Raw genomic sequence first — 22,276 nt, forward strand, 5'->3', positions numbered from 1 at the left:
CCAAGCTGGCTGGGATCGTTGGCCTGGGATCACGCACCGAAGGCGCAACCGGTTACGGCGAAGAGGAGATGGCCGCGCTCGCGGCTTTCTCGCACTACGTGGCCCTGGCCGTGCACAACCACAACCTGACACAGTCTTTACAGCATGGCGTAGTGGAGCATCTGCGCGTGCTGGATTCCGTCCACAAATTCTGCGACCAGGCGATGGAAGCCTTTGCCTGCGCCATAGACGCCAAGGAGTACCGCAGCAGCCGGCACTCGTTGCGCGTAGGGCGCTATGCCTCGGCGATGGGATCGGCGCTCGGTCTTAATCCGAATGAGATCGCTGAGTTGCGCGCCGCAGGATATCTGCACGATATCGGCAAAGTGGCCGTGGATAAACATTTATTCATGAAGGCAGCGCCGCTCGATCCGCAGGAGTTTCGCGAGGTGGCTGACCATACCGTCGTGGGCCATCGCATCGTCTCCGGAATCCAGTTTCCCTGGCCGGGGATTACCGACGTAGTGCGCTGGCACCACGAGCGCTCCGATGGCTCGGGATACCCCGACAACCTGCATGACCGTGAGATCCCGCAGGCGGTACGCATCATCGCCGTGGCCGACACCTTCGATGCCATGACCAGCGACCGTCCGTACCGCAAGACTATGTCCCTGGAAAAGGCGCTCAACGAGATAGTGCGCACCACCCCCGCCCAACTCGACGCCGATGCCGTCCATTGCCTGCTGATGCTGGCGCGCGGCGAGGCCACGAACAAGGGCAAGCGCTTCCTGGATCCGCAAGTGAACTGCAACATCGGCCCCGCTGAAATTGACCGCCTGACGGCTGAGTTGAAGACCAAAGGACGGGCTTTCTCGAACTGAAGCCGGCCTTTCACCACAGAGACACAGAGGCACAGAGAAAAGCAAAAGACTTTCGTCGCAGATCAACGCTGATTAAACCTGAAACTCGAAACCTGAAACGGCTTCCCGGGGGCACCCCCCTTGCGCGCTTGGGGGCTAGTCGTAAGCCATTTGCGGTCAATCGTATACAGTTGGCATTTTCGAATTGAGAATAGCACTCAGCGGTCAGCACCAGCATTCAGCCAAAACGATTCCTCAAAGCTCGAAACCTGAAACGGCCTCCCGGGGGTACCCCCCTTGCGCGCTTGGGGGCTAGTCGTAAGTCGTTTGCGGTCAATCGTATACAGTTGGCCTTTCGAATTGAGAATAGCACTCAGCGGTCAGCACTCAGCATTCAGCCAAAACGATTCCTCAAAGCTCGAAACCCGAAACGGCTTCCCGGGGGGTACCCCCCTTGCGCGCTTGGGGGCTAGTTGATTTTCAGGAAGATTGCGGGAGGACCCACCCCCACTTGCTGGCAGGTGTTTTGGGTGTCCAAAACCGCGTCTGACCCCCGTCATTATTGGCGAAAATCGAGATGAGAGGAGAGACTTGCTGGGTGATCAAAAACAGTTCCAATCCTCGGTCTTCAGAATCCGGAGTCGCGCTAAATTTTCAAAGAGCAGATGGGGCCATAAACCCCCGGCATTCTGAAATGCCGTCTTTACTCTAAGGGCTCCGCAGCCAAACCCAGGCTGCTACGCCCTCGCCAACTGCTCGCGCTCATCCGGCGCTCGCATTTGGCTCACCCGGGGTCTAAGGGCTCCGCAGCCAAACCCAGGCTGCTACGCCCTCGCCAACTGCTCGCGCTCATCCGGCGCTCGCATTTGGCTCACCCTGTTCTTTTGCGGTTGTTTTACTGGCAACCGGTAGCTGACAACTACTTCAACCGCTTCTCCATGATGGCCTGCGGCTTCCAAAGAGTCAATGGTTTGATATCAGATTGGTACCATTCGGCGGGTTTGTCGTGCTTTTGAAACTTGAAACTTGAAACTGCTTTTATAGAGCCCCATAGGTGGCGACGCGAGACCTTTATATCACCTTGAATTCTTTGAGGTTCAGGGGCCACAGAATTATGAAGTTCTCGTTTGCCCCATCACTATACGGCCGGTCGCGATACGCAACTCGCATGGGATATGGCGGCGGTTGGCTTTTGACGATCTGTTGGACTCCTTCAAAGGTCTTGGCGGGTTCATCGGTGAAAATGAAGACGTTAAATTCTCCCATGCCAAAATCATGGCCATCCACTTCGGAAGAATCGTCCAAACCTTCCATCAGGCTTTCCTCGAAAGCGACCAAACGGTCAAAATCTTCGCTGGAGCTAGCCGGGAACTGGATGACGAGTTGGTATTTCATGGGTTTTGTGAGCGCGAAACCTGAGCTATTCTTTCGCGTATTATTCCAAATCGGTAAGGCAAAAGCAAAATCTTTAACCGCAGAGGTCGCAGGGGTTCGCAGAGGCTTGAAAGGCAGTTTCGGGTTTCGAGTTTCGAGTTTCAAAGGCAAAAGCTAACCGCGGATTTCACGGATTAACGCGGATCAGGAAAATCTAACCACAAAGGACGCAAAGAAATTGCGCCATTAATTCATCGGGTCATTGCGTCATTGAGTAATCGGGGGATTTACGATTTTTGATTTCCGATTTTTCCCTTTGCCTTTGTGTCCAGCCTTTGTGTCCTTTGTGGTTAGACTCTCTTACTGGGGCACGCAGTTGCAGGCTGACCGGAAGCGGTCGCTTGATCCTTTGCCGGTGAGCACGACCAGCCAGCCTACGCCGTTTTTGCACTGGGGGCGGCGAATGGGAGTGATCTGGAGCCTCGCGTCGAGCGCCGGCCAATCCAGAATTGCTGTGGTGCAAACCGAGGGTTGGGCGAACTGGCATTTACAGGCGGGGCACTTGGTCTTGCGCTCGGATTCGGCCTGCGCCAGCAGGGCATCTATGATCACCAGCTTGGCGTCCTGCGGGTCACAGGCGTCGGCAACCCGGAAATCGGGAACGCGATGTTCCTGCGTTTCCGCCTTGATGCAGGATTGCTGAGCCAATGCCAAAGATGAGAACCCTCCCAAAAACAATGCACACAAAATCAGACGGTAACTGTGCATGACATCCTCCTTGTGAAAGATAAGAAGTTTAACCACAAAGGACACAAAGGAACAAGGACAAGGGCACAAAGGAAAACACGCTTGTCATTGATGCCCCATAACTAATTGATACTAAACTAGTTACTGATGAACCGGTGGGCTCGGCCGGAATGCGAGCGGTTGCAACTGGCACAACTTTTCGCTTTCTACGGGTTTTAACATGAGATAGAGTCCGTGCTGACGAAACATATAAGAGGTCTTATGCCGCAAGGTTCGAGTTCAGCGAGCAGGAAGTTCATCCTTCTATTGATTGTTTTGGCGCTGAGTGTATGTGTATCTCTCGTGGTGGGCGCTGATAAAAAGAAAAAATCAAATAAAGCTTCGGCGCAATCGAGCATTCCGCAGATTGAAGAAGAAAAGCGCGCGCTGCATGTGCTGAACCGGCTGACGTTTGGTCCGCGGCCGGGCGACGTGGATAGCGTCAGCAAGCTGGGCGTGGATAAGTGGATCGATCAGCAACTGCATCCTGACAAGATTGATGACTCGGCGCTGGAGACGCGCCTGGCTCCGCTGCGTACCCTGAGCATGAGCACGCACGACATTGTAGATAACTTCCCGCCGCCGCAGATTATCCGGGCAGTGGCGGAAGGCAAGATGGATATGCCCTCTGATCCTGCGAAGCGCGCCATCTATCAGAGCGCAATCGACAATTACAAGGCGCTGCAGGAACGCAAGAACGAAAATGCGCAGCAGGATCCGCCGGCGCAGACGGGCAATCAACAGGCTGGCAATCAGCCGGGACCGAATCCGCAGGCCCCAAATCAACAGGCAGGCGATCCTAATATGGCCAACGGCAATATGGCCGACCCGGCCGATAATTCCGATGATCCCGCGGTGCGGCAAAAAAAGCAGCAGCAGCGCGAGGCGCGCATGTACGCCGAGTTGAAGGCGCAGGAGCTGCTGGACCTTCCCTCCGATCAGCGCTATGCCGCCATCATGAAGCTCTCGCCGCAAGAGCGCCAGGTCATGAACCGCACGCTCAGCAATGACGACCGCCAGCAGATGCTGAACGAGCTTACGCCGCAGCAGCGGGAGACGTTCATAGCGTTGAATAATCCGCAGCAGGTGGTGGCGCTGGAGTTGCAGGAAGGCAAGATTTTGCGAGCGGCCTACAGCGAACGCCAACTGGAAGAAGTGATGACCGACTTCTGGTTCAACCACTTCAACGTGTTCATCAACAAGGGCCCGGACCGCTACCTGATCACGGCGTATGAGCGCGATGTGATTCGTCCGCATGTGTTTGGGAAGTTTAAGGACCTGCTGATGGCTACGGCGCAGTCGCCGGCGATGCTGTTTTACCTGGATAACTGGCAGAGTGTTGGACCTGACTCTGACGTCGCGCTGCGCGGACAGGGCCGTTACGGAAATGGGAATGGGAAATTTAACCCACGGAGACCGTTCGGCGGCGGGCAGGCAAGAAGACCCCAGCAGCAACAGCAGCGGCCGCAGCAACAGCAGCAAAAAGCACAGCAGCAGCGCCGGGGACTGAACGAAAACTACGCCCGCGAGATCATGGAGCTGCACACTTTAGGTGTAGACGGTGGTTATACGCAGAAAGACGTCACCGAGTTGGCCAAGGTGCTGACGGGCTGGACGATCCGCGAACCGCAGCGCGGCGGCGACTTTGAATACAACGAACACATGCACCAGCCCGGCAGCAAGAGCTTCCTCGGACAGACCATCAAGGAAGACGGCCAGCACGAAGGCGAGCGCGCGATTGAGATGCTGGCGAAGAGTCCTTCGACGGCCAAGTTCATTTCGCGCAAGCTGGCGATGCGGTTTGTATCAGACACTCCTCCGCAGGCATTGGTGGACCGCATGGCGCAGACGTATCTGAAGAGCGATGGCGATATCCGGGAAGTTCTGCGCACCATGTTCAAATCGCCTGAGTTCTGGGCGACCGATTCCTACCGCGCCAAGGTCAAGACCCCGCTGGAGTTTGTGGTCTCTTCCATACGCGCTACCAACGCTGACGTGAGCAACGTCCAGCCGCTGGTGGGAACACTCAACCGCATGGGCATGCCTCTCTACGGTATGCAGCCGCCTACAGGCTACTCGATGAAACAAGAAGCCTGGGTCAATTCGTCGGCATTGCTCGATCGTATGAACTTTGCCCTGGCCCTGGGCAACGGCAGGTTGAACGGTATCCAAATCGACCAGCAACATATCTTTAACGGCACCACCCCGACCGATGCCGCCGCCGCGCAAGCAGTACTCGAGCAGGCGCTGCTCGATGGAGACATTTCAGCCCAGACGCATGAAACCATCAGCAAACAGTTGTCTGATCCTAAAGTCACGGGACGCAAGCTCGACGATCCGGCGCGACCGCCTAACGTGGGTGTTATTGCCGGGCTCATTCTGGGTTCGCCGGAGTTTCAGAGAAGGTAGGAAGTACGATTTACGATTTACGATTTTTGATTTTTGATTTTTAAGAAATCCGATGGAAAGAACTAAAAGACGAGAATTGGGTTAGAAATAACCAGAAACGTTTCCAGCTAGCTGCGGGCTAGCAGTTTGCGAGGTTTGTTATGTCAATTACGCGCCGAGTCTTCATGCGCAACAGCGCCCTGGCCATGGTGGCGACCACCGCCGTACCGTCGTTTTTAGCGCGTGCAGTTTATGGAGCAGAGAGCAGCCCACGCGGCAAGAAGAAATTTGTGGTGGTTTTCCAACGCGGCGCCGCCGATGGATTAAACATTGTAGTACCGCACGGCGAGCGCAATTACTATGCCATGCGCCCGACGATTGCTATTCCACGTCCGCAGAATACCCTGGATTCGACCATTGACCTGGATGGCCTGTTCGGGCTGCATCCGTCGTTGGCGGCGTTCAAGCCGCTGTGGGACCAGAAGCATCTGGCGATTATCCACGCCTCAGGCTCGCCGGATGAAACTCGCTCGCACTTTGACGCGCAAGACTACATGGAATCGGGCACGCCCGGCGTGAAAGCCACAGAAGATGGCTGGCTCAACCGCTGCCTGCACGAAGAGATGGCTGCCGCCGCGGGCAAGAGTGATCCGAATTCGCCCTTCCGCGCCGTGGCGCTGGGCAATTCCCTGCCCAGAATTCTCTCAGGCACGATTCCGGCCGTGGCCATCAACAATGTGAATGATTTCGGCGTCGGGGGCCGCGCTCCTAACGCTGCGGCGATGGGAAGCACTTTCGAATCCATGTACGCGCAGTCGGTAGATAGTGTGCTGCATGGCACCGGCAATGAGACCTTTGAAGCGGTGAAGATGCTGAAGGCCACCGATCCCAACAAATATCAGCCGGCGGCGGGAGCGAACTATCCTCGCGGAGTGTTTGGCGACCGCTTGCGCCAAACCGCACAGCTTCTGAAAGCTAACCTGGGCGTGGAAGTTGCATTCACCGATATCGGCGGCTGGGACCATCACGTGAACGAGGTGCCGCAGCTTACCAACCTGCTGCGCGACTTCTCGCAGTCCATCGCTGCTTTCTGGACCGATCTGGGCGACCTGGCCGAAGACACGGTGATTATCACCATGTCGGAGTTTGGCCGCACCGCACGCGAAAACGGCAACCGCGGCACCGATCACGGACACGCCAACGTAATGTTCGTACTTGGCGGCCCAGTAAAGGGCGGTAAGGTCTACGGCAAATGGCCGGGCCTGGAAAACGAGCAGCTCTATCAGAACCGCGATCTGGCCATTACGACTGACTTCCGCCGCGTGGTGGGCGAGGGCGTCTATCGCCACGTGGGAAATCACAAGCTGGATACGGTGTTCCCCGGGTTTGATAATTCCGAGAAGAATTTTCTGGGATTTGTGTAAAAACGGTACTCCGCGTTCAACACTATAAAGACACTTGCTCGGGCCTCGGCATCGAATCGAGGCCCGAGTCAACCTGCCTAGTCCTACTACAGAACGGTAGCCATCCTCTCTCAGATAGCCACCCTTCCTAAACTAGACAAGTATGAAGACTATGATGCCGCATTTTTTGATGAATGCACATGCTTGATGCAAGTTTTGACAAAATTATGACAATTCCATTGCGGGTTAATCCCATTGCGGGAATTTTCCCGCTAACATGAACTGGCATTCAGTTCCGAAGCAAATACCTGTAACTTGTAGAAGGGGTTGGTAATACGAAGAACAGATCGCTTCAAAGCTTGAACAGTTCCCTTAATCTTTTCGTCTGGGCCCGGCTGACGGGGATTTCGGTCTGCTTTCTGTCATCCATCTTGACCTGATAGGAGCTCTTGAACCAGGGCACAACCTCGCGGATGCGATTGATATTCACCAAAAACGAGCGATGCGCCCGCCAGAAGAGGTTGCCGTCAAGCGACTCCAGCAGCTCTTCCAGGGTGCGGCAGTTGGAGTGGCCTTCGGCGTTTGCGGTCACGACGGTGATCACGCCATCCTCGATGGAAGCAAAACAGATATCTTTTTGGTCCACAAGAATCATGCGCCCGGCGCTACGCAACATGATTTTTGACACCTGGCTTTGCGGTATCTGCGCTTCCAGCATCTTGACCAGCGAATCGAGCGTGCTGCTTTGGTTCAGTGGCGGATCAGATTGCAGGTTCTTGCGGGCCTTTTGCACGGCCAGCGCAACGCGTTTTTTGTCGAAGGGTTTCAGCAGGTAGTCAACCGCATTCACTTCAAATGCCTTGACCGCGTATTGATCGAAGGCGGTGGCAAAGACGATTTGCGGCAGTGTAACCTTTCTGTCAATGAGCCGCTTGATCACGCCAAAGCCGTCGAGGCCGGGCATCTGCACATCGAGAAAAACCAGATCAGGTGTGTGTTCCTTGATGAGGTTCACCGCCTCCACACCGTTCTTGCCCTGCGCGACCACTTCCACATCACCTACGGATTTGAGCAGGTAGGCGAGCTCGTCGCGGGCAAGCTGTTCGTCATCTACGATAAGGGTAGAAAGTGGCATGAACTCTATAAGTATAGTGAGCGCTTTTTGTGAGCGTCAATGCCAAGAGGATCCACCGCAGAGCACGCGGAGGTACGCAGAGGAACATAAGCTTTGGGATCACACGGCTTTAAATTCAGCAATCACTTCAATTTTTCCCACGATGTTTTGGTTGAACTCGGCCAAGTCCTCTGCCGGAATCCATAATTCCTGATGGATCGAACTGCCCACCTTTTGCACCGGGTAACGCGCGAGGAATTCGCTGCGCACGGCAAATCGGGTCACGTAGCCAGCACCGCTGGCCTTAACGTTCCAATCGCGCGCAATCTGGCGAGCGTACTCCTCGTTCAACACCGGATAGAAAATCGGCTGGTCGGGCAGACGAGGAGGAAACTCTTTGAAACCAATGGCCGCGATGAGTTCCAGCTCTTTCGGCCCGACCGGACGATACAAAATTATTGTTTCTTCATTCACTCTTTATCACTCTTGTATCTCATGATGTCCTGCGGCATGCAAGAACGTTGTCCATAAAATCGGCGACCTTATCAAAAGTCTCCGAATCTATTCGCAAGCCTGAGACGATTCTCTGCTTGAGTGTATCCGGCCAATTGCAGCGATCTTTCCAGAATTTCTCCCAGGCAGCTTTGATGTCTGGATCGCTGCCGCTTTCGGCTTCAAAGAATCCAATCCAGCGCGCTGCCAGGGCTTGCGCTTTTTCACCGGCGGGATCTTCACCCAGCATCGCCTCAAATTCATGGAAGAGATCTCTTTGCACCTGAGCAGAGCGCTGCCTCGATTCCGGTGTGGTTTGCTTCCGTTCCACCCATTTCCTCCAGGCTTCATCGCTGAAATACTTCACGATAGGCCCGGCGAAGGCTTTGCCGATAAATTCAGCGATCTTGTCATGATTGACCAGGCCCATGCTCTGCTTGTGCCAGGCTGGCCAGTTCTGCCGGTCTTCCCAGGCTTTCATGGCGCCGGCTTTGATCTCAGGATCGCCACCGGTCGAACTCTCGGTCAACTCCTTCCAGCGCGCAACGAGGGCTTGCGCCTTTTCACCGGCGGGATCTTCGCCGAGCGCAGCTTCTACGTCGCGGAACAAATCGGACCACGCCTGTGCAACCTGCACTCTTGCTTCCGGCGCAGACTGCTTTCGCTGCTCCATCATTTTGGCCCAGGCTTCGTCGCTGTAATACTTCTTTCTGTAGCTAACGAGGGCATCGCTGATGAAGTCTGCGATTTTTTCGACATTAAACGATGCGATGCGTTCCCGTTCGGCAGCCGGCCAATGCTGGCGATCGGCCCAGGCCTTTAGCGCGCCGGCCTTGAGGTCTGGATCGCCGCCGCTCGAGCTCTCCACTAATTCCATCCAACGCGTTGCCAGCCTTTGCGCCTTTTCACCGGCCGGGTTTTCACCGAGTGCGGCACCAGCCTCGATGAACAGTTCACACCAGGCCAAAGAAGCTTGCTCTCTTGATTCCTGGGGGCGCTCCAGTAGTTTGGTCCAGGCTTCGTCGCTGTAATACTTCTTCTTGTAGCTGCTGGTCGCTTTGCTGATGAACTCCCCGATCTTTTCGAGATCGAACTCAGAGACTTTCTGTTGAACCGCCGGCGGCCAATTCTGGCGGTCTACCCAGGCCCTTAGCAATCCAACTTGAATTTCAGGATCGCCGCCAGTCTCGCTCAGGCCAAGCTTGATCCAGCGGGCGGCGAAAGCTTGCCCCTTTTTGCCTGCCGGGTCTTCGTTTGGGTTTTGGTTGAGCGAAGCCTCGATACCGCGGAAAAGTTCGATCCACTGCTGGGAAGGCCAATGCACCTGGCGGTCCTGCCATTTAACCCAGGCTTCTTCGCTGAAATATTTCTTCATGACTTCTGTGCTGTTTTGCATCTCAATCACCTCGATGATTTTTTTGAGAACAGCAGCGTCGGCCGGCTTGCCGGACAGGATGACCTTTTCGGCATCCTCGATCGCGCTGATGGCGCGATCGAGCAACCGCCGTTTTTCTTCCAAGACGGTGCGTTGCATGTGCAGGGCGTCGGACAACTGGAAGGTATCCTGATCCAGAAGGAGCTTGATCTGCTTCAAAGGGAGCCCGAGGAATTTGAGCGCAACAATCTGCTCCAGGCGCTCGAGATCGCGCAGAGTGTAAACCCGATAGCCGGCTGCGGTGCGCCTGGGTTCGAGCAATCCCAGACGATCGTAGTGATGCAAGGCCCGAACCGTGACCCCGGCCAGCTCTGCGAACTCGTGTACCCGGTACAGCTTGCTCATTCGGTCCCCCTTTCGCAACCATGCTCGGGCCTGACGCAACGTCAGAGTCAAGCACAATCTTATAGCGGGCTATGCTGGGATTCTTGAATGTGAAGTTTGTGAAGGATTTAGGGGCCCTCAGGCCACATTTTCTAATACCATGGCCATGCCCATGCCACCGCTGACGCACAGCGTTGCCAGGCCGAGTTTGGCTTTGCGGCGCTGCATTTCATGTAAGAGAGTCACGGTAATGCGGGTGCCGGTGCAGCCAATGGGATGCCCCAGGGCAATGGCGCCGCCGTTGACGTTGAGTTTGCTGCGGTCCATTTGCAGCTCGCGATCACAGGCCAGCACTTGAGCGGCGAAGGCTTCATTGAGTTCGATCAGGTCAAAGTCAGTAAGCTTCAGACCGTTGTTCTGCTCCATCTTATGAACTGCCGGCACCGGGCCAATGCCCATAGTTCTGGGATCAACACCCGCCGAAGTCACGGCTGAAATTGCTGCCAGCGGCTTTAGATTATTTTTCTTCACAAAAGCTGCTGAGGCCAGAACGATGGCGGCGGCTCCATCGGTGATGCCGGAAGAGTTACCGGCAGTAACCGTTCCATTTTTGGAAAATACCGGTTGCAGCTTCGCCATTTTTTCTAATGTCGCACCCAGGAAGGGGTGCTCGTCGCGGTTGATGATCGCGCTTCCCTTCATGCCCGCTACGGTCACAGGGGCAATCTCTGCCGCGAATTTGTTTTCCTCGAGCGCCTTTTCGGCGCGCTGCTGCGAGACCAAGGCGAACTGGTCTTGCTCTTCACGAGTGATTTTGTACTGCTCGGCCAGCACCTCGGCGGTTTCACCCATCAGCAGTTTAGCCATAGGACAGAAGAATCCGTCGCGGTACATGCCATCCACCAGCTCCTGGTGGCCCATGCGCAATCCCCAGCGCGCGCCATCAAGGTAGTAGGGCAAGCGCGACATAGATTCAGTCCCGCCAGCCAACACGCATTCCAGGTTGCCGTGCGCGATTTCTTCAAAACCGAGTGCAATGGATTTCATGCCTGAAGCGCAGGCCATGTTCACGGTGTAAGCAGGAACTTCTTTGGGAACACCACTGCGGATGGAAATCTGGCGGGCGACGTTCGGTCCGCCTCCAGCCTGGCGAGCGTTGCCGAAAATTGTCTCTTCCACTTGCTGCACATCAATCCCAGCTTGCTGAATGGCAGCTTTGGCGGCAACGACTCCCATATCGGCGGCAGAGAGAGTGGCTAGCGATCCGCCGAATTTCCCAATCGGCGTGCGCACAGCGGAGAGGATGAAGACTTCTTGCATTGAGTTCCCGGTTTTAGTATCCAATACACAGTACTCGGTACTCTGTTGCCGTTCAAGCCACTAGCTACTAGCTTCTAGCTGTAATTGAGCTCGGTGGCCAAGAAACTGGCGTTGGCAACCTCTTAGATGAAAATTCCCCGCCATTTCTTTTACACTCTTAAATGTGGATTTTATCTATGGACTGCATGCTGTCGGCGAAGCGCTCAAATCGCGCGCCAAAAGTATTTCTCACGTTACCGTCGCTCGCGAACGCAGCGACCTGAAACTGCAACGCATTATTGACCAGTGCCGCGCCACGGGTATTCCTATTCGCTTTGAGCCGCGTCACCATCTCGACCGCATGGCGCACACCGCCGGACACCAGGGCGTGGTAGCCAGCATTACCGCCAAAGCTTACGCTGACCTCGAAGACGTGGTGGCCAACAAACGCGGCGAGCACACGCTGGTTGTGGTGCTCGATGGTGTGGAAGATCCCCACAACCTGGGAGCAATCCTGCGCACGGCCGAGGCCGCCGGGGTGGATGGCGTGGTCATCCCAGAACGGCGCGCCGCCGGCGTGACCGGGACCGTAGCCAAAATTTCTGCCGGAGCTTCAGAGCATATTCCGGTTGCGCGAGTCACCAACATTGCCCGCAGCGTGGAAGAGCTAAAATCGCAAAATATCTGGACGGTGGGACTGGATGAGCGCGGCGAACAGACCTACGACCAGATTGATTACAACATGGATTGCGCCCTTATCCTGGGGGCCGAGGGCAAGGGGCTACATGACCTGGTGCGGAGAAAATGCGACTTTCTGGTTTCGATTCCCATGCTGGGAAGCGTCCCTTCACTGAATGTTTCGGTGGCGGCCGGGGTGGTGATGTATGAAATCGTGCGGCAGAGGCGGGCGAAAAAGAAGTGAAAAACAGTTTCAAGTTTCGAGAACCAGATCCTTCGACTCGCTGTGCTCGCTCAGGATTTCGCCTGCGGGCTCCCGCTTCGCTCACGCCCGTAAAACGGCTCAAGTTTCGAGTTCCGAGTTTCGAGTTTCGTATTGCGCATCTTATTCTTTGCTTGTTATCGGCGCTGCCGGTGTGCGCGCTTGACCGCGGGGCTTTCACCTTTACACAGTACGACCTGAAGGTGCAGATTAACCCCGCTACCAGCGGCTTCGCCGCGGACGGAAAAGTTGTGTTACGCAATGACTCTGATCAGCCGCAACACAGCACGGTGCTGCAGATATCTTCTTCGCTCGATTGGAAATCTATCCAGATCAATGGAAAGACGATTTTGCATGTTACGCACTCGATCATTTCCGACGTGGACCATACCGGCCAGCTCTCCGAGGCGGTGCTTACGTTTCCGCAAGATATTCCGCCCAAAGGGACGGTGGAGCTGGAGATCAGTTACGGCGGCACGATCAAGAAGGATTCAACTCGCCTAGAACAGGCGGGCGCACCGAAAGATGTTGCCGCGGGGAACGATTGGGATGAGATTGCCGAGAACTTTTCGGCTGTACGCGGCGCAGGCTTCGTGCTTTGGTATCCGGTGGCGATGGATGCGGTCTCGATCTCCGACGGCTCATCGTATTCCCTGGTAACGCAGAGGTGGAAAAACCGCGAGGTCTCTTCGCAATTCAAGCTGGAGGCGTGTGTTACAAGCGCAAATCCAAAAAGCGAACTGATGGTTTTTGGGAGCTCTGTACAAAGTCTTACCCGGCAGACTGTCGCGAATAAAAAAGAAGTGCCGGCGCTGAGTTGTACCAGTTTTCCTGCGGTTACGGTGGGCTACAGCACTCCCAGCTTTGTGTTGGGTGCACTGGAGAAACTATCGGCAGAGGGTGTCAACGCCGCCATCATCTATCCTGCCGATCAGGCGCAAGCCGCCAGCGATTATGCGCCGTTGATGAAGCCTGCTGAAGCCCTGGTGAACACATGGTTCGGCCCAAGTAAACGCGGAGTTCTGATTCTTGGTCTGCCCGATGAGCACGACGCTCCCTGGGAAAGTGGCGAGGCGCTGTTTACTCCGCTGCGAAGGGCCCCGAGAGCAGCGGGGTTAACGTTGGTCCATCAATTCACGCACGCGGCTTTTGCTTCTCCGCGACCGTGGATTTACGAAGGACTCGCCCACTTTGCGCAAGCGCTCCAAATCGAAAACCAGGATGGCCATGCCGCCGCCCTCGATTACATGGCACAACAGTTGCCCGGGCTCATTGACGACGAGAATGAAAACGTCGCGATTGCCAGGCAAGCTCATCCCGGACCGGTTTCGATTACGTTTACCTCGCTAACCGCAGGCAACGACGAGGTCTTGTATCGCAGTAAAGCGATGTACGTGTGGTGGATGTTGCGCGACATTCTGGGCGACCGAGTCCTGCAGCACGCGCTGGGGAAGTATCGCCCCGAAGAAGACACTGACCCTGCGTATCTTCAGCACCTGCTGGAAGCAGAAGCAAAAATCAGCGGTGCACCGGTAAACCTGGATGGATTTTTCAATGACTGGGTTTATCGTGACCGCGGATTGCCCGATTTCCACGTGGCATCCACGTATGCGCGCCCGGTTTTGAATTCCGGAGCTGCGAACGGATTTCTGGTAACGGTTACCGTGGAGAACTTAGGCGATGCCGGCGCGGAAATTCCATTGACCCTTACCGCTGCCAATAAAGAAATCATCGTCAAACGTTTGCTGGTGCCGGCTAGTGGCAAGGCTTCGATCCGCATTACGACGCAGAACCAACCGCAAACGGTGACGGTGAACGACGGCAGCGTGCCGGAAACCGACAGCAAGAATAATTCGGCGGATATCAAACTCGAGAGTACGAGCCGTTCAGAGTAAGGAGTAGAATTTTCACCATGAATGCGGCACCGACAATTTCCCCTCTGAATCCTGAGCTGACCGTTAATCCTGAGCTGGCGGAAGACGAGCGCCAGATCGCGCAAATCAAAGAACAGGCGGCGGCATTGGTCCGAGGATTGAGCGATGCGCAATACAATTGGCATCCCGGGCCGGGACGCTGGTCCATGGCGCAGTGCCTGGGGCATATCGTTGCGGGCGCTGAAGTCTATTTTCCCACTCTCGAAGTCTGCATCGCTGAAGCGCGCAAGAAGGGGCTGGTGGGCAATGGTCCTTTTCATTACGGATGGTTTGGAAACTGGTTCGTGCGCTCTATGGATGCACCGCCGACAAGGCGCATGAAAAATCCTGCGCGCATTACGCCACCGCCGGAACAGCCGCTGGAAAAAGGCTTACAGGATTTCAACGCTGCACATGATCGCCTTCTGCAACTGATTGCACAGGCCAACGGAGTGGATTTGGGGCGGGCAAAATTTCGTTCGCCGTTATTGAAGCTGATTAAGCTCAGCCTGGGACAAGGCTTCGGAGTCCTGCTTGCTCATGCGCGCCGCCACCTGTGGCAGGCGAATGAGGTACGCAAGCATCCGGATTTTCCGAATAGCTAGGAATGACAATTCAGACATGCCCTAAAATTCAAATAGATCCACGTATGATTGCACATTTGCCCGGGAGCCATTAGGCTTACCTTCTAAAAATCTATCAAACTTAAAGCGCGGCTTTTTTAAGGAGACGAATGGCATACATCCAATTTCTGGGCGCGGCGGGGACGGTCACCGGCTCCAAACATTTATTGAACTGCTCCGGCGACACGACCGGAAAAAACGGCTTGCAGGTGCTGATTGACTGCGGCATGTTTCAGGGACAAAAGGAATGGCGAGAGCGCAATTGGCAGCCTTCACCCATTCCACCTCGCGAAATTGAAGCTGTAATCTTGACCCACGCGCATCTTGACCACTGCGGCTGGATTCCGCGCCTGGTGAAAGACGGCTTTCGCGGCCCGATCTACGCCACGCCGGCCACGATTGATCTGTGCGCTGTCATACTGCCCGACAGCGGACACCTGCAGGAAGAAGACGCGGCTTTTCACAACAAAGTGAAATCTTCACGGCATTCGCCGGCACTGCCGCTCTATACCTCTGAAGAGGCGAAGGCATCGCTCGAGTATTTTAAGCCGGTAAATTACGGGCAGACGACGCAACTCAGTCCGGAGTGCAGCTTTCGTTTTGTGCGCGCCGCTCACATTCTGGGATCGTGCCTGGTGGAAGTTACCGCTAAGCTCAATGGCAGCACACGCTCATTGCTCTTTACCGGCGACGTTGGCCGCGTGCGTAACACTACGATTGCTCCAGGTAAGGTTGTCCACTCAGGCCCCACGGAAGGCGAATCGGCGGACCTGGTGGTAATGGAATCCACCTACGGCAACCGGCAGCATCCAACGACGGACCCGAGACCGGAACTCGCCAAGCTTATTAAAGACACGGTCGTGCGCGGTGGATCCATAATCATCCCCGCCTTCGCCGTCGAGCGTACGCAGAAAATCCTGTTCATGATCAAAGACCTGATGGAACAAGGCGCGATTCCACACATCCCGGTGCATACGGATAGCCCGATGGCTATTCAGGCGGTCAACATTTTCATGAAACATGCAGAGGAATTCAGCGAAGAGGCCAAGCAGTTGATCGCACGCTACGGTTCACCGTTGACCTGGAAAAACTTTTTCTTCGACACCAAAGTCGAGGATTCCAAGAAGATCAACGATTCACATTATCCGATGGTCATCGTCTCCTCGAGCGGCATGGTGACTGGAGGCAGAATCCAGCACCACCTGGCGCAACGCCTGCCTGATCCTAAAAATCTGGTGCTGTTCATCGGCTTTCAGGCCCCGGGAACACGCGGCGCCACCATCAAGAGCGGGGCTCTGTCCGTGAAGATTTTCGGACAGGAGATTGCGATCCGCGCCCAGGTTGCGGCGCTGGAGCAGTTCAGCGACCATGCCGACACGCCTGAACTGCTGGAGTGGCTGCGCACTTTCAAGAAACAGCCTGCGGTGACCTATCTTGTGCACGGCGAACCGGCGGCCGCTTCGCAATTGCAACAAGCCATGACATCCTCGCTGAAATGGAAGGTGGAAATAGCGCAGTACATGGGAAAAGTGGAGCTCTAGCTGATGCAAACACCTACTGCCGATTTCACAGATTACGCAGATAGACTCTGATACCTTATTTCTATACCCAATGATTATTGAAGCGCTGCACAAATTGGTGAATCACGAAGCGTCACTGACGCGCGAGGAAGCGCGCGGGGTGATGGGTGAAATCCTGAAGGGCGGGGCGACGGATGCGCAGGTGGCAGCACTGGCAGTCGCACTGCACATGAAGGGCGAGACGGTCGAAGAGATTGTAGGCTTTGCTGAAGCCATCCGCAGTGCGGCAACTCCGCTTGCTCTTGGGATTCGTCCGGAAACTTCCACTCCTGCAGCCGGCGATGCTCTGGTAGACACCTGCGGCACCGGCGGCGATGTCAGCGGAACATTCAACATCTCCACGGTCACCGCCCTGGTGGTGGCTGGGGCCGGCGTGCGCGTGGCCAAGCACGGCAATCGCAGTGCGACCTCGCAGTGCGGCTCGGTGGATGTACTCGAGGCGTTGGGCGTCAACATCGCCATGCCCGCTGACCGCATGGGAGATTGTCTTCAGGAGGCGGGCATTGTCTTTTTGTTTGCCCAGGCGATGCATCCGGCCATGAAGTATGCCCAGCCGGCACGGCGTCAATTGCGCCTGCAAACTGTGTTCAACCTGCTGGGGCCTTTGACCAATCCGGCCGGTGCCTCGGCACAAGTGGTGGGTGTTTATGCGGAATCGCTGGTTGAAAAACTCGCAGCCGCGCTTCGCATGCTGGGAGTAGCGCGCGCACTGGTGGTGCACGGCAGCGACGGACTGGATGAAATCACCATCACCGACGAAACTAAAGTCGCCGATGCACGCCCGCACCAGCTCCTGGTTTACAAAATTTCTCCGGAGCAGTTTGGAATGAAGCGTGCTCCGCTGAAAGAAATCTTAGGCGGCGATGTACAGGTCAACGCTGAAATCGCGCGCGCGATCCTTAAAGGTGAGAAGTCACCCCGGCGCGATGTGGTCCTGCTGAACGCCGCAGCCGCGCTGATGGCTGCAGGAAAAGCTGAAACTATCAATGACGCCCTGCCCATAGCGGCCCGGTCGCTCGATTCCGGGGCCGCACGGGAAAAGCTGGAAAAATTGGTGTCGTTTACCAACCGCTCTTAAAACAAAAAAAATAGGGAACAAAATAAGAGGTACCGGTGTCTGTTGTTGAAAGTGGCATCTTAGCCTCCGCTTGGAGGATGTTTCTGCAGCTTTTCATACTGGCTCGATCCTAAGTGGTAGTCATAGATTCTGCTATCGGAATTTTAAGGAGCCATTTATGAAAAAGCTGCTTGTCACGTTTGTGCTTGTGCTTTCGACTGCCTTAGCGCAGGGGAGTACGTACTCTCAGAGCCAGAATCTACAAAACCAGAACCAGCAGCAAAGTGCGCTCCAGCCGGGCACGATCCAGAGCGCGGAACTCTGTGCTCAAGAGAAATCCATAGACGATCCCGCTGAATACAACACTTACAACGCGGCGGTCAACACACCAGACCCCGCCCGGAGAGCCGCAGCGCTGGAGGCTTTCATCCTCCAGTATCCCAACAGCGTCGCTAAAATTCCTGCGCTGCAGAAGGCACTAGCGGCGTACCAGGACGCCAATAATCCGGTCAAGGTGGAGGAAACGACCAAACATATCCTGCAACTTGACTCGAACAACGTCACCACGTTAGCGATTGATGCCTACGCGAACCTTCTCAAACTGGAAAACGGAGACACCGCAGCAGCCGGCACAGCCTGTGATGAAGCCCAAAGAGGATTGCAGGCACTCGCGACATGGCAGAGACCGTGCGATATGCCACAGCAGCAATACGACAATCAGCGCACGCAGATGATGATGATCTTTAACAGCGCGGCGGCACTCGCTGATCTCAAGACCGGGGACTACGCAGGCGCGCGGGACCATTACCTGAAAATAATCGAAGCCGATCCCAGCATCGCGAATTATTCCCGAATTGGCGCCGCCGATTTACAGATGAAACCCATTGACCTTAACGGCTTCTGGTACCTGGCCAAAGCAATCACCCTGGCCCAAACGCAGAATGAAGCCCAGAAAAATGATCAACTTGCACAACAGCTCGACGATTACGGTAAAGCCAACTACCGCAACTATCACGGCAGCGATGAGGGCTGGAATCAAATTGTGGCCGCAGCCGCCAGCCAGACGTCTGTGCCTGCGAATTTTACCATCAAGCCGAAACTTACCGATTGCGCACTGATCGTAACTGTGGCCGAGCAGAATGATCCGGGCACGCTCTCTTTCAGCGACTGGGAGATGGTGCTCTCACACCGCGACTGTTCGCGTGAGGCCAGACCGGCAGCCGACAAGATCTGGCAGTTTATTCAAGACAAGCAAAAGATGCAGGAGACCCGGCTGAAAAAGGCGAAACATAAGAATGCAGGGCCGAAAAATCACGCTGTAAAGTTGCTGCTTTCCGTGAAGGTCATCTCCACTACGAAACACACCATCCAGGCGGCGATCACGGAAGAAAATCAGAAAGCCAACATACCCGATCTGCAGATCACTCTGGCGAAGCCGTTAAAACTGCCTCCGGCAAAAGGATCAGAAATTAATGTGGCGGGCTTGTTTACCGACTACACGTCCAACCCTTTCATGTTCATCATGCAAAAAGGCGAGGTGCGCCAGGCTAAAGCGGCTACTCCGATAAAAGCTGCCGCCCCGGCTAAGCCGGGTACTCATCAACCAAAAAGCATTAAGCCCCAAAAACATTAAGTCATGAAACGTTAATCTGTTAAGAGGCAGGCTTGGTTGGCACTGGATCCGAAATTGTAGGATTGGCGCGCTGGCAGACTGCGCCTTGCACAGTTTCATCTCCTAAGGCATGTTTCTCTGCCTAAAATCTGCTAACTTCAGATAAGCTCTTGCTCAATACTCCATGGCTTACCTTGATCGGACACGACGGGTCTTCCTGCGCGGAGCGATTCTGGCCGCGGCCGGCACGGCCCTGCTGGTCATAGTTCTGAATCAAGTCGGCGCCTTTGGTTGGCTGGAAGACGACGCCTACGATGCCCGCATGAGCCTCTCAGCCAAGCCCAATACCGGCGACCCGGATATTGTGATCCTGGATGTGGATGATCCCAGCTTTGATGCTTTCAAGCAAAATTTTGGCCGCTGGCCTCCTAGCCGCATCGTCTGGTCTGAAACGGTCAAATACCTCTCTCACGGTAAACCGCGCGCCATGGTATTCGACGTGATGTTCAGCGGCCCGGACAGCGCCTTTGAGAAAAAAGATGAGAACCAACACACAACCATGACGGTATCCGGCGAAGAAGTTGACCGACAATTCGCCGAAAATATGAAAGCTGCCGGTAATGTGGTGATTGGCTTCACCATTAGTGCGCCTGGGAAAGGCAAGAATGATAGTGCCGACTACACCAGAGTGTTGAAGCAGTGGGACCTGTTGGATGCCGATTCTCTTCCCGCAACCGAAGGCCGCGGGTTGTCGATCAGCGCGAAAGACCACCCTCTGGATTATCTGTTGAATATCCCTTTCGAGCCGCTGGCCAGTGCGGCCGCGGGTCTAGGATCCACCAACGCCGATCTGGATGACGATGGCAAGATTCGCCACGTACATTTGGAATCTGTTGTCGGCAGTCATGCCTACGATTCGCTTTCATTGCGAACGGTTCGCCTCATCGAAAAGCACGATGATTCAACCCGCTGGGTGGCCGGCGGATTCAAGCTTAACAGCAACTCTCCTACGATTCGGCTCGGAGCTGACGATGGCCTGCTGCTGCGCTGGCATGGCAACCGCAAAGCTGGGATTTGCCTGCAGGAAAAATGCGACCCGGGCAAATTCCCTTATGAGAGGATTCCTTATTGGAACATCGTCTGCTCGATATCGCCCTCATGGTGCAACGACAAAGTTAACAAATATGCTCCAGAATATTTTCATGACAAGATTGTAATCATTGGCGCCAGCGCCGTTGGCAGCTACGAAAACCATCCCACCCCGCTCGCTGACGCAGTCCCTGGCTTCGTGATGCACGCGACCGCAATCGATAACTTGCTGCACGCCGATACCATCAGGCCGGCGCCGTCATGGCTGTCTCCAATCCTGATTATGCTTATGGCTGCCACGGGTGTCGTGATCCTGGTTTTTGTCCGCTCAACCTCCGCCGACGTCGCCGTGGCGCTGGCCGTCATCGCGCTGTACGTGGCCATCAGCTACATATTTTTCGCTCACTGGAATTTCTGGCTGCCCACAGCAGCCCCGCTGATCACGCTTGTGATCTCTTATTTTTCCGCGGGAGTTGTCCGGTTTGCCACCACCGGACGCGAGCTGCGCCGGACGCGTGGCACACTGGACCGCTACATCTCGCCGCAACTGGTCGGCTACGTCCTGAACCACCTGGAAGAGATCAACCTGGCGGGAGAGAAGCGCGAGCTCACCATCTTTTTTTCAGATATACGCAGCTTCACCACCATGACCGAGAAATCCGATCCTACCGAGCTTCTCGTACTTCTCAATGAATACCTGACGGCGATGACCGAGATCATCTTCAAGCATGACGGTATTGTGGATAAATTCATCGGAGACGGAATCCTGGCCTACTGGGGGGCATTCACGCCGGGGAAAAACCACGCGTTGTTGGCGGCCAAGGCATCGCTCGAAATGATGCGGCGGCTGGAGGAGCTGAACCAGAAGTGGAAGGCTGAGGGACGCCAGCCCATTTCGATTGGCATTGGACTCAATACCGGCGATGTGATCTTCGGCAATGTAGGCAGCGGCAAGAAAGTAGAGTTTACTGTGATTGGCGATCCCGTGAACCTGGCTTCGCGGCTGGAGGGCCTGAACAAAGAATTCGGTACCAATATCATTATTTCTGAACAAACCCGCGAGCGGCTGGGAGATGCGGCTATTGTCCGCCCGCTGGGAGGAGTTAAGGTTAAGGGCAAAACCGTAGAAACCCAGGTTTATGAGCTGCAATGGCTGGATGCCACCGCCCCACAACCGCTGGCCAAGCAGGACCCAGTTCGATTAAGTTCAGGCTAAAAATTGCTGCTTGCGAAGGGTTTTTGTGGTCTAATGCTATTCCTTCCCGAATTACGCTCCTGGAGGAGTTATGCAACGTAGCACTCGCACGTTCACTGTGTTGTTAGCGCTCATCGTAGGCGCATCTTGTTGGGCCGTTCCCTATTTCCAGGAGAACAGCAAGAATAGTGGCGACCAGCAAAAGCAAACCGACAAAAACAAGAACAAGAAGTCCGACAAAGACAAAGATAAGGACAAAGATAAAAACAACAAAGATGAGTCGCCGTTTGGTGCAGGGAAGATCAATCTTTTGCACTCCTCCCACACATCCGATACGGCGAGTGCCGGATTCAACGGCCTGACTGGCCTGACTCCGTCCGGAGAAGTCGAAGCCAAAAAGCTGAAAGAGCCCGCCACGGGAGATGACTTTAACAAAGCCGAGCAGGTTTCTTTTATTGGTGTAAAAGCATCTTCCCTGAAGAAGTTTATCCAGGAAGGCAAGCTCAACACGGCCCCGGCCAAAACCGAAACGGCATCACCTAAGAAAAGTTAAGGAGAGGAGATCATGAATAAAACCAACCTATGTTTCGCGACTGTTCTCCTTTTATTGGCGGGCACACTGCCTGCCCGGGCTCAGTTCGGCGACATCTTCAACGGCATCAACAAAGGCAGGCAAATTCACGAAGCAACTCAGGAGTGGACACCCGAGCAGGAGGAAGCCGTTGGACGGGCCTCCGCTGCCAAGATGATCCATGTCTTTGGGCTCTATAACAATTCCAGCATGACCAACTATGTGAACCTGGTGGGTAATAC

General features: G+C 55.1%; 18 protein-coding genes. 12 read left to right on the plus strand and 6 right to left on the minus strand.

Translation table 11 applies throughout. The annotated features are described in order from the left end of the window. A partial coding sequence (locus VK738_10870) for an HD-GYP domain-containing protein (protein HTD23148.1) occupies positions 1–860 on the plus strand: 860 nt, incomplete at its 5' end. A gap of 1,050 nt (positions 861–1,910) precedes the next feature. Here the strand turns inward: VK738_10870 and VK738_10875 are convergent. Continuing rightward, positions 1,911–2,234 carry a hypothetical protein gene (locus VK738_10875; GenBank protein HTD23149.1) on the minus strand — a complete coding sequence of 108 codons (324 nt, stop codon included), beginning with the start codon at positions 2,232–2,234 and terminating at the stop codon, positions 1,911–1,913. Between the two features lie 339 nt (positions 2,235–2,573). Next, positions 2,574–2,981 carry a hypothetical protein gene (locus VK738_10880; protein HTD23150.1) on the minus strand — a complete coding sequence of 136 codons (408 nt, stop codon included), beginning with the start codon at positions 2,979–2,981 and terminating at the stop codon, positions 2,574–2,576. A 240-nt stretch (positions 2,982–3,221) separates the two neighbouring features. On the opposite strand from VK738_10880, the gene VK738_10885 reads away from it, so the two are divergent. Together VK738_10885 and VK738_10890 are read left to right on the plus strand one after the other, a co-directional pair. After that, entirely contained in the window at positions 3,222–5,408 is a 2,187-nt protein-coding gene (locus VK738_10885; GenBank protein ID HTD23151.1) for a DUF1800 family protein, read from the plus strand. Between the two features lie 140 nt (positions 5,409–5,548). After that, positions 5,549–6,811 (plus strand): DUF1501 domain-containing protein, encoded by a 1,263-nt coding sequence (locus VK738_10890; protein HTD23152.1) that lies wholly within the window; start codon positions 5,549–5,551, stop codon positions 6,809–6,811. Positions 6,812–7,142: 331 nt separating this feature from the next. Here VK738_10890 and VK738_10895 read toward each other — a convergent pair whose 3' ends face one another. From VK738_10895 to VK738_10910, 4 genes are all read right to left on the minus strand, one after another. Further along, positions 7,143–7,925, minus strand: coding sequence for a LytTR family DNA-binding domain-containing protein (locus VK738_10895; GenBank protein HTD23153.1), 783 nt, complete (start codon positions 7,923–7,925; stop codon positions 7,143–7,145). Positions 7,926–8,024: 99 nt separating this feature from the next. Further along, positions 8,025–8,378, minus strand: a complete 354-nt coding sequence (locus VK738_10900; GenBank protein ID HTD23154.1) for a hypothetical protein — start codon at positions 8,376–8,378, stop codon at positions 8,025–8,027. A gap of 19 nt (positions 8,379–8,397) precedes the next feature. Beyond that, positions 8,398–10,176, minus strand: a complete 1,779-nt coding sequence (locus tag VK738_10905) for a TipAS antibiotic-recognition domain-containing protein (protein ID HTD23155.1) — start codon at positions 10,174–10,176, stop codon at positions 8,398–8,400. 117 nt (positions 10,177–10,293) lie between these two features. Next, on the minus strand, positions 10,294–11,475 hold the full coding sequence (locus VK738_10910) for an acetyl-CoA C-acetyltransferase (GenBank protein ID HTD23156.1): 1,182 nt from the start codon (positions 11,473–11,475) through the stop codon (positions 10,294–10,296). A gap of 163 nt (positions 11,476–11,638) precedes the next feature. Between VK738_10910 and rlmB the strand changes: the two genes are divergently transcribed. From rlmB to VK738_10955, 9 genes are all read left to right on the plus strand, one after another. Further along, on the plus strand, positions 11,639–12,376 hold the full coding sequence (rlmB, locus tag VK738_10915) for a 23S rRNA (guanosine(2251)-2'-O)-methyltransferase RlmB (protein HTD23157.1): 738 nt from the start codon (positions 11,639–11,641) through the stop codon (positions 12,374–12,376). A gap of 170 nt (positions 12,377–12,546) precedes the next feature. Then, positions 12,547–14,289: a hypothetical protein gene (locus VK738_10920; GenBank protein ID HTD23158.1), complete on the plus strand. Its 1,743-nt coding sequence runs from the start codon at positions 12,547–12,549 to the stop codon at positions 14,287–14,289. A 17-nt stretch (positions 14,290–14,306) separates the two neighbouring features. After that, positions 14,307–14,912 carry a DinB family protein gene (locus tag VK738_10925; GenBank protein ID HTD23159.1) on the plus strand — a complete coding sequence of 202 codons (606 nt, stop codon included), beginning with the start codon at positions 14,307–14,309 and terminating at the stop codon, positions 14,910–14,912. A gap of 128 nt (positions 14,913–15,040) precedes the next feature. Further along, positions 15,041–16,471 (plus strand): MBL fold metallo-hydrolase, encoded by a 1,431-nt coding sequence (locus tag VK738_10930; protein HTD23160.1) that lies wholly within the window; start codon positions 15,041–15,043, stop codon positions 16,469–16,471. Between the two features lie 70 nt (positions 16,472–16,541). Then, the gene (gene trpD / locus VK738_10935; protein HTD23161.1) at positions 16,542–17,588 is read left to right on the plus strand and encodes an anthranilate phosphoribosyltransferase; all 1,047 of its coding nucleotides are present in this window, start codon (positions 16,542–16,544) and stop codon (positions 17,586–17,588) included. Between the two features lie 157 nt (positions 17,589–17,745). Continuing rightward, the gene (locus VK738_10940) at positions 17,746–19,200 is read left to right on the plus strand and encodes a hypothetical protein (protein HTD23162.1); all 1,455 of its coding nucleotides are present in this window, start codon (positions 17,746–17,748) and stop codon (positions 19,198–19,200) included. Between the two features lie 163 nt (positions 19,201–19,363). Next, the gene (locus VK738_10945) at positions 19,364–21,484 is read left to right on the plus strand and encodes an adenylate/guanylate cyclase domain-containing protein (protein HTD23163.1); all 2,121 of its coding nucleotides are present in this window, start codon (positions 19,364–19,366) and stop codon (positions 21,482–21,484) included. Between the two features lie 70 nt (positions 21,485–21,554). Then, the gene (locus VK738_10950; GenBank protein HTD23164.1) at positions 21,555–22,016 is read left to right on the plus strand and encodes a hypothetical protein; all 462 of its coding nucleotides are present in this window, start codon (positions 21,555–21,557) and stop codon (positions 22,014–22,016) included. A 12-nt stretch (positions 22,017–22,028) separates the two neighbouring features. Continuing rightward, positions 22,029–22,276: hypothetical protein (locus VK738_10955; GenBank protein ID HTD23165.1), on the plus strand; the 248-nt coding region annotated here is incomplete at its 3' end.

The sequence above is a fragment of the Terriglobales bacterium genome (assembly GCA_035487355.1).
Lineage (GTDB): Bacteria > Acidobacteriota > Terriglobia > Terriglobales > Acidobacteriaceae > QIAW01.